Source organism: Actinoplanes utahensis (assembly GCF_016862455.1).
Classification (GTDB): Bacteria; Actinomycetota; Actinomycetes; order Mycobacteriales; family Micromonosporaceae; genus Actinoplanes; species Actinoplanes utahensis.
This window is the reverse complement of record NZ_BOMZ01000030.1, coordinates 68,161-81,404: the sequence shown is the minus strand read 5'-3', so window position 1 is coordinate 81,404 and position 13,244 is coordinate 68,161. Positions and strand designations below refer to the sequence as shown.

10 protein-coding genes are annotated in these 13,244 nt (G+C 69.8%); all 10 read right to left on the bottom strand.

Features of this window, described 5'->3' with window-relative positions; translation table 11 throughout:
• Positions 1-5 precede the first annotated feature (5 nt).
• Complete coding sequence (locus Aut01nite_RS09915) at positions 6-1,052, bottom strand: ABC transporter ATP-binding protein (RefSeq protein WP_043523073.1); 1,047 nt, start codon at positions 1,050-1,052, stop codon at positions 6-8.
• A 12-nt stretch (positions 1,053-1,064) separates the two neighbouring features.
• Positions 1,065-2,150, bottom strand: a complete 1,086-nt coding sequence (locus Aut01nite_RS09910; protein ID WP_043523133.1) for an ABC transporter ATP-binding protein — start codon at positions 2,148-2,150, stop codon at positions 1,065-1,067.
• 35 nt (positions 2,151-2,185) lie between these two features.
• Positions 2,186-3,169, bottom strand: coding sequence for an ABC transporter permease (locus tag Aut01nite_RS09905; RefSeq protein WP_043523072.1), 984 nt, complete (start codon positions 3,167-3,169; stop codon positions 2,186-2,188).
• A 103-nt stretch (positions 3,170-3,272) separates the two neighbouring features.
• A complete protein-coding gene (locus tag Aut01nite_RS09900; protein ID WP_201775433.1) occupies positions 3,273-4,967 on the bottom strand; it encodes an ABC transporter substrate-binding protein in 1,695 nt (564 codons plus the stop codon).
• A gap of 74 nt (positions 4,968-5,041) precedes the next feature.
• Complete coding sequence (locus Aut01nite_RS09895; RefSeq protein WP_052163277.1) at positions 5,042-6,055, bottom strand: ABC transporter permease; 1,014 nt, start codon at positions 6,053-6,055, stop codon at positions 5,042-5,044.
• A 657-nt stretch (positions 6,056-6,712) separates the two neighbouring features.
• On the bottom strand, positions 6,713-7,618 hold the full coding sequence (locus Aut01nite_RS09890; RefSeq protein ID WP_043523070.1) for an LLM class flavin-dependent oxidoreductase: 906 nt from the start codon (positions 7,616-7,618) through the stop codon (positions 6,713-6,715).
• Between the two features lie 85 nt (positions 7,619-7,703).
• Positions 7,704-8,144, bottom strand: coding sequence for a TIGR03618 family F420-dependent PPOX class oxidoreductase (locus Aut01nite_RS09885; RefSeq protein WP_043523069.1), 441 nt, complete (start codon positions 8,142-8,144; stop codon positions 7,704-7,706).
• Positions 8,145-8,633: 489 nt separating this feature from the next.
• Positions 8,634-11,363, bottom strand: coding sequence for a putative bifunctional diguanylate cyclase/phosphodiesterase (locus tag Aut01nite_RS09880; protein WP_043523067.1), 2,730 nt, complete (start codon positions 11,361-11,363; stop codon positions 8,634-8,636).
• Between the two features lie 88 nt (positions 11,364-11,451).
• Positions 11,452-12,108 (bottom strand): response regulator transcription factor, encoded by a 657-nt coding sequence (locus tag Aut01nite_RS09875; RefSeq protein WP_043523066.1) that lies wholly within the window; start codon positions 12,106-12,108, stop codon positions 11,452-11,454.
• Positions 12,105-13,208: a sensor histidine kinase gene (locus Aut01nite_RS09870; protein WP_043523065.1), complete on the bottom strand. Its 1,104-nt coding sequence runs from the start codon at positions 13,206-13,208 to the stop codon at positions 12,105-12,107. The genes Aut01nite_RS09875 and Aut01nite_RS09870 overlap by 4 nt, the downstream gene beginning before the upstream one ends.
• Between the last annotated feature and the right edge of the window lie 36 nt (positions 13,209-13,244).

The window sequence follows — 13,244 nt, the reverse complement described above, 5'->3', positions numbered from 1 at the left end:
GTAGATCAGTTGACGGCGGCCACGATCGACTCGGCCGGGGGCTCCGCGAAGTGGCAGGCGGTGTGCAGGGTCGGCGCGGTGTCGAACAGCGCCGGGTCCTGGGTGGCGCAGATGTCCTGCGCCTTCCAGCACCGGGTGCGGAAGCGGCAGCCCGACGGCGGGTCGACCGGGCTGGGCACGTCGCCCTGCAGCCGGATCCGGGTCTTCGGCGGCACGCCGCGCACCACGCCGATGTCCGGCACGGCGGAGAGGAGAGCCTGGGTGTACGGGTGATGCGGCTGCTGGTAGAGCGCGTCCCGGCCACCCTCCTCGACGACCCGGCCGAGGTACATCACCGCGACCCGGTCACAGAAGTGCCGGACCACGCCGAGGTCGTGGGCGATGAAGACGAACGCGATGCCCAGCTCCGACCGCAGGTTCTCCAGCAGGTTCATCACCTGGGCCTGGATCGACACGTCGAGGGCGGACACCGGCTCGTCGGCGACGATCACCTTGGGCCGGGCGGCGAGCGCGCGGGCGATGCCGATGCGCTGCCGCTGACCGCCGGAGAACTCGTGCGGGTACCGGTTGTAGTGCTCCGGGTTGAGGCCGACCATCTCCAGGAGCTCCTGGACCCGCTTCAGCTCACCGGTCTTGGGCACCATGTCGTGGGTACGCAGCGCGGTGCCGATGATGGTGCCGACGGTGTGCCGCGGGTTCAGCGACGAGTACGGGTCCTGGAAGATCAGCTGGATCTCCCGACGGTACGGCCGCAGCTGCCGTTCCTTCATGTGGGCGATGTCCACGCCCTGGAACCTGATCTGCCCGCCGGTCGGTTCGAGGAGGCGGGTGATCAGCCGGGCGGTGGTCGACTTGCCGCAGCCGGACTCGCCGACCAGGCCCAGCGTCTCGCCCTCCTTCAGGGTGAAGCTCACCCCGTCCACCGCCTGGACCTTCTTGGCGCCGCGGGACAGCAGGCCGTCGCCCTTGATCGAGAAGTGCATCTTGACGTCGTCGAGTTCGAGCAGCGGGGCGCCCTCGACCTTTCGCACGCCCTTGACGGAAGGGGTCATCGTCGTGGTTCCTTACGGCAGCCGGGGAAGGACTTCGGTCTCGAACACCCGGTCGGGGTCCTTGAGGTGGCAGCGCGAGGCGCGGCCGGTGTCCGCGGTCCGGGCGATCAGCTCCGGGCGCAGCGTGCGGCACATGTCGCCGGGCACCCGCTCGCGGAACTCGCAGCGCGGGTGGAAGGCGCAGCCGCTCGGCATGGCCAGCAGGCTCGGCGGCGCACCCGGGATGGGGTGCAGCGGCCCGGGCGTGCCGGAGACCGCCGGGATGCTCTCCAGCAGGCCCCAGGCGTACGGGTGCAGCGGGGTGCCCAGGATCTTCTCGACCGGGCCGTGCTCGACGGCGTTGCCGGCGTACATCACCAGGATGTCGTCGGCGATCTCGGCCACCACGCCGAGGTCGTGGGTGATGAAGACGACCGCCGAGCCGAAGTCACGCTGCAGGTCCGCGATCAGGTCCAGGATCTGCGCCTGCACGGTCACGTCGAGGGCCGTGGTGGGCTCGTCGGCGATGAGCAGTTTCGGGTCGTTGACCAGCGCCATCGCGATCATCGCGCGCTGGCGCATGCCGCCGGAGAACTCGTGCGGGTACTGGTCGACCCGGCGCTGCGGGTTCGGGATGCCGACCCGGTCGAGCATCTCGACGGCGCGCGTCTTGGCGGCCTTCTTGGAGACCTTGTTGTGCTGCCGGTACGACTCCATGATCTGGTCACCGACGGTGAAGTACGGGTGCATCGAGGACTGCGGGTCCTGGAAGATCATCGCGGCCTCGACGCCGCGGACCGTGTTCAGCTCCTGCTCCGACATCCCGATGATCTCGCGACCACCGATCTTGATGGAGCCGGACATGAACGTGCTCTTCCGGTCGTGCAGTCCCATCACGGCCATGCTGGAGACGCTCTTGCCGGAGCCGGACTCGCCGACGATCGCGAGCGTACGGCCCAGCGGCAGCGAGTACGTCAGACCGTCGACCGCCTGCACGACGCCGTCCGCGGTGGGGAACCGGACCTGGAGGTCGGTGACCTCGAGGTACGCCTCCTCGCCGGGGACGCGTGGGCGCCGGCCCCGGAAATCGGTCTGCGCTTCCTGAGTGGTCTGATCCATGTCGCCGCCTTGCGTGACGCGGGAGCCGGGCGCGGTCACGCGAGCCGGACCCGTGGGTCGAGGAACGTGTAGAGGATGTCGATGATCAGGTTCATCGTGACCAGGACGGTCGAGCCGACCAGCACGCTGCCGAGCAGCACCGGCAGGTCGTAGGTGTTGAAGGCGTTCAGGGTCAGCCGGCCGAGGCCCGGCAGGCCGAAGATGCTCTCGGTGAACAGGGTGTTGGTCAGCTGGTACGCGATGTCGAGACCGACGATCGTGACCACGGGGGTGAGCCCGGCGCGCACGCCGTGGCGGTACACCACGCGGCGCTCACTGATGCCCTTGGAACGGGCCGTCCGGACGTAGTCCTGGCCCAGCGACTCGATCATCGAGGCCCGGGAGTACCGGGTGTAGGACGCGGCGTTGGTCAGGCCGAGCGTGATCCACGCGGCGAGTAGGCCGGATGCCCAGGCCAGGGGATTCTCCAGCAGGGATGTGTACTGCGCCGCGGGTAGCACCACGTTCGTCGCGTAGAGGGCCACGAGCAGGACCACGATGAAGTAGGGCACCGAGTTGATGGTCAGGCTGGAGCCGACCGCGACCCGGTCCAGCGTCGTCCCGCGATGCCGGGCCGCCAGGGTGCCGACGAGCACGCCGACGGAGAAGTAGACCACCGCGCCGCCGAGCACGATGGAGAGGGTGACCGGCAGGGCGTCGGCGATCAGCTCGGTGACCGGCCGGCCCAGGGCGAAGGAGTAACCGAGGCAGGGCGCGTCGCACTCGCGCACCGTGCCGCCGATCTCGTACTCCCGCCCGGCGACGATGCCTTTGAGGTAGACCCCGATCTGCTGGAGCGCCGGGTCCTCCAGGTGCAGGGCCGCGCTGATGTCAGCGGCCCGGTCGGGGGTGCACTTCGGCCCGCAGATGGTGCCGACCGGGTCGGTCGGCGCCAGGAGGAAGAGCGCGTAGCTGGCGACCAGCGTGGCGAAGATTACCGAGATCGCACTCGCCGCGCGTCGCAGGAAGTACAACAGCACCGCAAACTCCTCGTCTTACTGTTGCGGATCGATCGAACGTAGGCATTTCGGGCCGATGGCCCGGCCCGAGGACGGGCCGGACCATCGAGGTGTCACCGAAGGATCAGCTCTTCAGGTGCAGGTCGGGCAGGAACGGGAAGCCCATGGTCGGGTCGTTCTGGATCATGCCGACGTTCTTGCCGAAGACCACAGCGGTCTTCTCGTACGTCATCGGGATCGCGACGTACATGTCCATGATCTTCTTGTCGAGCGCACCCCACTTGGCGGTGGACTCGGAGCTCGGCAGCTTGGTGAGAGCGTTGATCTCCTCGTCGAGCGCCTTGTCCTGGAGCATGCCCCAGCTCTGGCCCTCTTCGACGCTCTGGCTGCGGAACAGCACCGGGAACCAGCTGTTGCCGGTCGGCCAGTCGGAGCACCAGCCACGCGGGGTCTGACCGAAGTTGACCGGCGCGTCGTAGTCGCCGCCCTTCTTCCGCAGGTCCGCGCTCGGGATGCCGATCGGCTTGGCCTTGAAGCCGGCCGCGTTCAGAGCGGTCGCGATGGTGTTGGCGACCTGCTGCGGAACGGTCTTCTGGTTGTCGAAGTACCAGCTGATCTCGAAACCGGACTTGCCGGCGGCCTCGAGCATCTGCTTCGCCTTGGCCGGGTCACCGGCGCCCTCGCCGCTCAGACCCTCGGCGGGGGTGTACTTGGTGTAGCCCGGGACGCTCGGCGGCATGATGGTGCTGGCGCGCTCGGCGGTGTACGGGTTGTAGCCGTTGGCCTTCCAGACACCGTCGTACGGCCACGCCACGGCGAGGGCCTTACGGACCTCCAGCGGAACCTTGCGGGTGTCGATGCTCCAGGCCCGGGTGCAGGGGCTGGCGCCCTGGAGGAGCTGGCTCTCCTTGCCGGTGAGCTGCGGAACCAGGGTGGCGTCGATGTTGAAGGTGTTGATCGCGTTGGCGTCCTCGCCGTTGCTGTTCAGCACCTGCTGCTGGGTCTTGACGTCCTCCTGGCCCCACTTGAACACGACGCTGTCCAGGTACTGGTGGCGCACCGGGTCGGTGTTCGGGTCCCAGTTGGTGTTCTTGACCAGCTTGAGCTCGCTGCCCACGCTGTACGACTCGACCTGGTAGGGCCCGGTCGCCATCGGCTTGAGCTGGTACTCCTGCTTGGTGTCCTTCGCCTCGGGGATCGGCGTGAACATCGGGAAGGTCATGTAGAACGGCAGGTCCGAGAACGGCTGCTTGAGGTGGATGATCAGGGTGTCGGTGCCCTGGGTCTCCACGCCCGAGTAGGGGCCCTTGTCCGCGTACGGGCCCTTGTACTTGTCGCCGTCCTTGAAGTACGACATCTGGTACGTCGGGCCGTTGGAGTACACGTCGTGGGCGAAGGACCGCTTGATCGCGTACGCCAGGTCCTCGACCTTGATCGGGGTGCCGTCGTGGTACTTGATGTTCGGCTGGAGCTTGAACGTCCAGGTCAGGCCGTCGGCGGAGGCCGTGCCCAGGTCGGTCAGGTCGGGCACGAGGACCGGCTGGCCGTTACGGATGTCGTACGTGGTCGGCGTGCGGTAGAGCAGCTTGCCGATCTCGTTCGCGTCGACGTAGTACGTGTCGGTCGGGTCGATCGTGGTGACCGTGGACAGCTGGTAGACGGTGACCGTGCCGCCCTTCTTCGCCCCGGGGATCTCCTCGGCCGGGCCCTTGGCGGCCGCGTCGATGGTCTGGGTGGCGGTCTCGATCTTGCCGCCTTCGGCCTTCGACTTGTCCGAGTTGCTCGACGGGCTGCCACAGCCCGCGATACCCAAGGTCACAGCGGCCGCGGCTGCCACGACCAATCTGGCTCGTCTCGCCATTTCTCCTCTTCTCAACTTGTACTGCAGGGTCCTCACCGCCGGGTGCGCGGATCGAACGCGTCACGGATGGCGTCTCCGAGCAGGCTCAGCGAGATCACCAGGATCGTGATACCGAGGACGGGGATCCACAGGTACAGCGGATCCTCTCGGTAGTAGCTCGTAGCGGCGGAGATCGTCAGACCCCACGACGGCGTCGGCTCGCTCAGGCCGACGCCCAGGACGGTCAGGCCGGCCTCGGTGACGATGTAGGTCGGGAGCGCCAGCGAGGAGGCGACCACGATCGGCGCGACCAGGTTGGGCAGCAGTTCCTTGAAGAGGATCTTGTGGGTCGGCACGCCGAGCACCCTGGCGGCCTGGATGAACTCGCGTTCCCGCAGCGACAGCACCTCGCCGCGGATCAGACGTGCGAGGTTGGCCCAGCCGACGAAGGACAGCACGAAGATGAGCGAGTAGAACCTGACGTCCGAGGTCTGCTCGGCCGAGACACCCTCCTGGGCGCCGTAGATGACCGAGACGGCGACGGCGGGAACCGCGATCGCGAAGAGCAGGCTCGGCAGGCTCAGAGTGAAGTCGATGACCCAGGAGAGCATCCGGTCGACCCAGCCCCGGGCGAAGCCGGCGACCAGGCCGACCACGACGCCGATGAGGGTGGAGATGACGGTGGCGGAGGCGGCCACGATCAGTGACGGGCGGGCACCGTAGACCCAGCGGGCGAAGTTGTCGCGGCCCAGCCGGGGCTCGACGCCGAACCAGTGCTCCGAGTTCGGGCCGATCGTCGGGAACCCGTAGTCGTCGACCAGATCCATGTGATAGGTCGTCGGGTCCTGGCCCTCGAGCTTGGCCAGCAGCGGCGCGAAGACCGCGATCAGGACGAAGAAGACGACGATGGAGAGGCAGACCATCGCGGTCTTGTCCTTGCGGAGCCGCGCCATCGCGATCTGGGTCAGGGACTTGCCCTGGGTGCTGCTCGACTTCTTGGTGACCGTTCCGGGTTCGGCGGAAAGCGGCTTCCCGGTCAGCGCGGGGTCATCGATCAACGGTTCCACGCTTGTGGTTCACCTCCATGGACGACACACCTCACATGCGCCGTGCGTGAGAGGTATTCGGATGCTGCGGTTGGCAAACGTAGCCGGGAAACCGGCCGTAGGAAATGAGTTGACGTCTCGAATGAATAACTAGAGCCGGGCACGACCATATGGATTAGGTCATACCATCACCTAGGGAAGTACCTCTCGAAAACCTAGATATCCGGCTGAATCCGGACCAAATGGCGGATCATTATGGTCGTTTTGTCGGATATGAAGGACCAGAGGGCAATCGTGTGGTTGCGCAGAGTCATCAAGATGACGATCCGCGGCCCTCGCGGGGCCGTTTCTTCGCCGTTTCAAGATCATTTCCTTCAGGGTCGTCCGTGCCGTGGGTTCTCCGGCGTGTGCGCCGGATCACCGCAAAATTTACGGTCCGTGACCGTCTTGACCGTATATCGATGTGCTTCGCGCGCACCCACTCCGGCCCGTCCGGGTACGCGCATCCGGCGGCCGCAGTGTCAATTGCGTAACCATTCCGGCCATCGAGACGCGCCATTGACGGCCCGTCGACTCCGGCGATCATCGCGGTCCGGAACGGTCACGCCACAGCGCGTCGATCAACGACACTGCGAACCGTTGACGATCACGTTCCGCCGGTGATCCTCGGCGGAGGGATCAGAGCCGGGGCGCGAGACCCGCGAGGATCTCCGCGCCGAGCTCCTCGGCCGCACGGGGATCCGCCTCCGGACCGCCGATCCGCGGGTCCCAGTTGGGCTCGTAGAACAGCTCGGTGGCGCCGGCCTCAGCGTACCGCTCCGCCCCCGCGCGGATCTGCTCCCAGTCCCCGGACAGCGGAACGGATTCGTCGCGCCGCCCGGCCAGGACGACGCCCCGCACAACAATACGTAGCGTAGCGGGATCCCGTCCGGCGCCTTCAGCCGCCTCCCGCACGATCCGCGCCCCCCGCTCGAACTCCGCCAGGCTCGTCCGGCTGCTGCTCACCCATCCCGCCGCGATCCGCCCGGCCCGCCGCAGCGCCACGTCGGCGGTCCCGCCCAGCAGCACCGGCGGCCCGCCCACCTGCGCCGGCTTCGGCGCCATCCGGCTCGGCGGCACCTGGTAGAACCGCCCGGCGAAGGACACCTCGTCCCCGCTGAACAGCGCCTTCAGCACCGCCAGGTACTCCTCGGTGCGCGCCCCGCGCGGATGCGGATCCGATCCGGTCGCCACGAACTCCGGCTCCGACCAGCCCGTACCCAGCCCCAGGTCGAACCGCCCGCCGGACAGCATGTCGAGGCTGCTCACCTGCTTCGCCAGGTACGCCGGTGACACGTACGGCAGGTTGATCACCGACACCCCGAGCCGGATCCGCGACGTCACCGCCGCCGCCCAGCTCAGCGCCACCACCGGATCCAGGACGCTGTGATAGGGCGACGCGAGGTCCTGCCCCCGCCCGAGCAACAGCCGCTGGAATCCCCACAGACCGTGATACCCGAGATCCTCCGCCTGCCGCGCGATCGCGGTCAGCGTCTCCGCCCGGGCCCAGGCCCCGGACACCGGCAATCCGAAACTGATCAGCATGCCCGCAACCTAGACCGCCGCCCGCGCACGGTCGCCGCGCGCCCTCGCCACCCTCTTCCGGTACGCCGTACCGAGGGCCCGCCGGTCAGCCGCTCGAGTAGATCCGGGTCGGCCTGATCAGCACCGCCGTCCGCCGCTGCCCGGCCATCGTGCGGTCGTACTCCGCCCAGTCGTCGTGGGTGCCACCCGCCGCGCTGAAGATCTCGCGCAACAACAGCCGCAACCGCTCCGCGTCCAGCCACGGCCGCGGATCATCGGGCCCCGCGAGCTCCGCCACCCCTTCGACCGTCGCGTATCGCCAGCCACTGCGGAACGCCACCGCCACCGACGGCCGCTCCCGCAGATTCCGCAGCTTCACCGCCCCGTAGGTGACGAACGCCAGCACCGGCCCACCACCCGCCGGCCCCTCGATCAGCCCCGTGTTGACCAGCGTCGACTGCACACTCCGATCGGCCCGCACCGTCGAGACGATCGCCAGCCCGGTCTCCGCCCGGCTGAGCTCCCAGGCATCCTCAAGCGCACCCATACCGCGACCCTACGTCGGCGACACCCCCGCGCACGCGACTCGACCACCGACCAGAGCACGTCCGCCGCCCCGCGAACAAGACTCGACCACCGACCAGAGCACGTCCGCCGCCCCGCGAACAAGACTCGACCACGGTCCCGAGCACGTGTGCCGCCCCGCGAACAAGACTCGACCACGGTCCCGAGCACGTGTGCCGCCCTGCGGACGGGACTCGACCACGCACAGAGCACGTGTGCCGCCCCCCCCAAGCCGCTCGCCCGCCCACCTCCCACACACGGGTCGGCCCGTTCACCTCCGGGCCGGTGCGCGCGTGCTCACCCGTACCGAAGCCGGGTCCGCAGCGATCGCACCCCGAACGGACCGCAACCGGCGGACCGACCGCAACCCTGTCCCCGAAAGGTTTCGGGCGGGCGGTGGCCACGGAGGGATCAAGCCTGACCGCCCGGAGTGGCCACCGCCCGCCCGAAACCGCCCACCGCAAGAGGGCGGCTACGAGAACACCGGACTACCCGCCCCTTCGAGGAAGAGACGCCCCGCCTCGGCCGGCGGAACCGGACGCGAGAAGTAGTACCCCTGAGCGAACCCGCACCCCATCTCCCGCAGGGCGGCGAGCTGCCCGAACTCCTCGATTCCCTCGGCCACGGTCGCCATGCCCAGGGACTTGCCGAGGCGGACGATGGTGTCGGTGAGGGCGGTGTCGTCCGCGATGACGCCGAGGCGTTCCACGAACGAACGGTCGATCTTGAGGGTGTCCACCGGGAAGCGGCGCAGGTACGCCAGCGACGAGTACCCGGTGCCGAAGTCGTCGATGGCCAGGGTGAGGCCGAGCGCCTTGAGGCGCAGCAGCTGCTCCAGGTTGGCCTCGGTGTCGGTCATCAGGACGCTCTCGGTCATCTCCAGGCAGAGCCGGTCGGCGGGCATGCCGGTCTCGGCGAGCACCGCCGCCACCGTCTCGGCGAGGTCGGCGCGGTCGAACTGGCGGACCGACACGTTCACCGACATCTTCAGTGGGCGGCCGCCCGCCGCCGCCGACCATTCGACCGCCTGCCGGCAGGCCTCGTGCAGCACCCAGCGGCCGAGCGGCACGATCAGGCCGGTCGCCTCGGCGATCGGGATGAAGTCCAGCGGGTTGATCATGCCGCGGGTCGGGTGCGGCCAGCGGGCCAGCGCCTCGAAGCCGACCACCTGGCTGGTCTCCAGGTCGATGGTGGGCTGGTAGTGCAGTCGCAGCTCGCCGCGCTCCAGGGCGCCGCGCAGGTCGTTCTCCAGTTCCAGGCGTTCGACGAGGCCCTCGCGCATCCGCGGGCGGTACTCGGCGAAGCCCCCGCCACCGGTGGCCTTGGCCTGGTGCATGGCCAGGTCGGCGTTGCGCATCAGCTGGTCGGCGCGGTCGGTCTCCTGTTCGCCGTCGGCCTCGGTGAGCAGGGCCGCCGACGCGACGCCGATGCTGGCCCGAACATGGATGAGTCGCGAGCCGGCCTCGACCGGGGTCTCCAGGTCGTCGAGGATGCGGCGGGCGATGGCTTCCGCGTCATCGGCGAGAGCGAGGATCGCGAACTCGTCGGCGCCGAACCGGGCGACCACGTCGCTGTCCCGCACGCATGCCGTGATCCGGTCGGCGACCTGGACCAGCAGCTGGTCGCCGGCCAGGTGGCCGAGGCTGTCGTTGACCCGCTTGAAGCCGTCCAGGTCCAGGTGCAGCACCGTGACGTCGCCGGTGCGGCGCAGGGCGGCGGCGGTCCGGTCCCGGAACAGGGCACGGTTGCCGAGCTGGGTGAGCGCGTCGTGGTACGCCTCGTGGATCAGCTGGTCCTGCAGTTCCTTGCGTTCGCTGATGTCCCGGGTGTTCAGCACGAAACCGGCGACGTGCGGGTCGTCCACCAGGTTCGTGACGATCACCTCGGACGGTCGTTTCCGGCCGTCGCGGTGGGTGTGCACGAGTTCCAGAGTGGTGCTGGCGAACGGCCGGGCCGCGACCTGCCGGATCGCCTGGGCGAGCCGCAGCGCCACCTCGTCGTCGACCAGGTCGGTGTAGCGGCGGCCGAGGAACACCTCCGGCGGGTAGCCGAACACCCGCTGCATCGACTCGCTCTGGTAGCGGATCAGGCCGTCCGAGCCGATCACCGTGACCACGTCCGAACTGTGCCGGATCAGCGCGTGGAACCACTGCTCGCGGGCGTTGAGCTCGGCGGTGCGCTCGGCGACCCGGCTCTCCAGGGTGCGGGTCAGCGCCCGGTTCTCCAGCTGGGTGAGCAGCTGCCGGCCGACGATCAACAGGATCAGGAACGAGCGGGTGTACGCAACGAACGGGTGGCTGTGCCCGGTCTGCACGTGGAACATCACGCTGGAGCCCAGCGCGGCCAGCACCGCCACGTAGGGGACCATGACCGCGGTGTTCCAGACGCCGGGCGGCAGGTCGAGCGGCTCGGCCGCGCCGTCGCGGGGCCGGATCGCGCCCATGGTGATCAGGACGTACCCGGCGAGCGAGGCCAGGTGCACGAGCGGGGCGCCGTGCTGGGCGTGGATCAGCTCCAGGTAGACGTGCCCGACGTCGCCGACCGCGAACGCGACCATGCCGGCGCCCACGAACGTCAGGTCGGAGACGCGCCCGTGGCGGCGGCGCTGCTGCGGCAGCATGTACCCGACCATGGTGGCGAGCACGATGTCGGCGAGCGGGAAGACCAGGTTGACGTAGAAGGCGGTGCCGTGCGTGCCGTTCTCCAGGTGTCGGTCCAGCACGAACACCCAGGCGACCAGGACCAGCGACGCGGCGATCAGCAGGCCGTCGAGGATGCTGCGCAGCCGGTTCACGAGCGGCTGTGAGGCGCTCGGCAGGATCAGCAGGCCGGCCGGGATCAGCACCAGCAGGCCGAGCACCGACGGGCCGGTGAGCAGCGGGTTCAGGTTCGGGACACCGCCCGGGAGCGGCCACTGGGTGAACCAGGCGAACTGGCCCAGGCCCCAGACCAGCAGGCCGGCGCCGAGCACCGCCCAGCCCCAGCGGGCCCGGCCGGTGAACCCGCGGGACCGCCACAGGCACGCGGCCGTGGCGGCGCCGGCGCCGGCGAGCAGCGCCCAGGCCCCGATCGCCCGGCTCGTCTCCGGGCCTCCCGGTCCGGCGGCCACCAACCCGGCGACGACGGCGAAAACGGCTCCGAGCAGGACGCAGAGGCGCGCCCACGACCCGGCCGCACGCGGGCTCCGGCTGTCGACAGACATCCGCCCCACCTCTTTCCGATCCCGCCACCTCGTGGTGGTCAACCGGGAGATCGGGCCGGGCGGGGAGGTCCTGAGAAGATCCTGAGGTTCAGTTACCGACCAGGCCGTCCTGGTAGGCGACGATCACCAGCTGCACCCGGTCGCGGACCCCCAGCTTGGCGATCGCCCGGGTGACGTGCGTCTTCGCGGTCAGCGGGCTGATCACCAGCGCGGCCGCGATGTCGTCGTTGGAGAGGCCGGTGGCGACCAGCCGCACCACCTCCCGCTCGCGGTCGGTCAGCACGGCCAGCCGGTCGCCGCCGGGCGCCGCGGCGGCCGCGACCGGGCGGTGCGCGAACTGGCCCACGACCCGGCGGGTGACGCTGGGGGAGAGCAGCGCGTCACCGGCGGCCACCACCCGCACGGCGGCGCGCAGGCCGTCCGGGTCGATCTCCTTGGTGAGGAAGCCGCTGGCCCCGGCGGCGAGCGCGGAGAACACGTACTCGTCGGTCTCGAACGTGGTCAGGATGATCACCTTCGTGTCCAGGAAACCCAGGATCTCCCTGGTCGCGGTGATCCCGTCCATGCCGGGCATGCGGATGTCCATCAGGATCACATCGGGTTCGAGGGTACGGGCGGCGCGTACCGCCTCGTCGCCGGTGGACGCCTCGCCGACGACGGTCAGGTCCCGTCCGCGCCGCAGCAGGCTGCGGAACCCGGCGCGGACGAGGTGCTGGTCGTCGGCGAGGAGCACCGAGATGGTCATGCCGCCTCCGTCAGGGGGATGGTCGCCCGTACCGTGAAGCCGCTCCGGCCCGGACCGGCCGTGAGCGCGCCGCCGAGCGCCGCCACCCGTTCCCGCATGCCCGAGATGCCGTGCCCCTCGACGATGCCGGCCGCCCCGGAGCCGTCGTCCTGCACGTCGACGAGCACGTCGGCCGGCGCGTACCGCACGGTGACCGCGACCCGGGTCGCGCCGGCGTGGCGGACCGTGTTGGTCAGCGACTCCTGCACCACCCGGTACACCGCGGCGGCCACCGGCGCCGGCAGCCGGACCGGATCGCCGATCTCGTTGAACGACACCGCCAGACCGGCTTCGCGGACCTGGCCGAGCAGCCGCTCCAGGCTCTCCATCGCCGGCAGTTCACCCTCGCGCAGCACCCCGACCAGCGCTTTCAGATCGGTCATGGCCCGGCCGCGGACCTCCTGGGCGAATTTCAGCGCGGCCTTCGCCTCGTCCGGTTCGGCGTCGAAGGCGTCGATCGCCACGTTCAGGTGCACGCCGACGACGGCGAGCGTGTGCGAGACGACGTCGTGCAGGTCCCGGGCGATCTCCACCCGCTCCTCGGCCCGCCTGCGGCCGGCTTCCAGGGCGCGCTGCTGCTCGTCGGCGGCGATCCGGTGGGCGACCTCGGCCCGCCAGCGCACCGTGTTGCGGTACGCCGTCGCGGCCGCCAGCACCGCGCCGATCCACAGCGCCTCCCCGCCGAGGTGGGCGAACACCCAGTCGGGCGACTCGTGCCGGTAGACGAACGTGTCCCAGTTCAGGCCCCAGAGCAGGGTGAGTGCCGCGGCGACGATCGCGGTCCGCAGCCGGCCGGCCAGCACCAGCCCGGCCAGGGCGGCGGAGGCCGGCCAGATCCAGCCGGCCTGGATCAGACCGGCGACGCGCCAGGCGGCGACGATCGCGAAGGTGAGCAGGAAGACGGCCAGCGGCCAACGGCGGACGGCCAGGACCAGCCCGGCCAGGGTGACCGCGAGGGAGCCGGTCAGCGCGGCCTGGGTGTCTCCCTCGGTGATGGCGAGGCCGGTCGGCACCCCGGCGAGGGTGAGCGCGGCGGCGGCGCGGGTCAGGTTCTTCGTCATGCCGGGGACGCTAGGGTCGCCGGGTGGGCCGGCGCG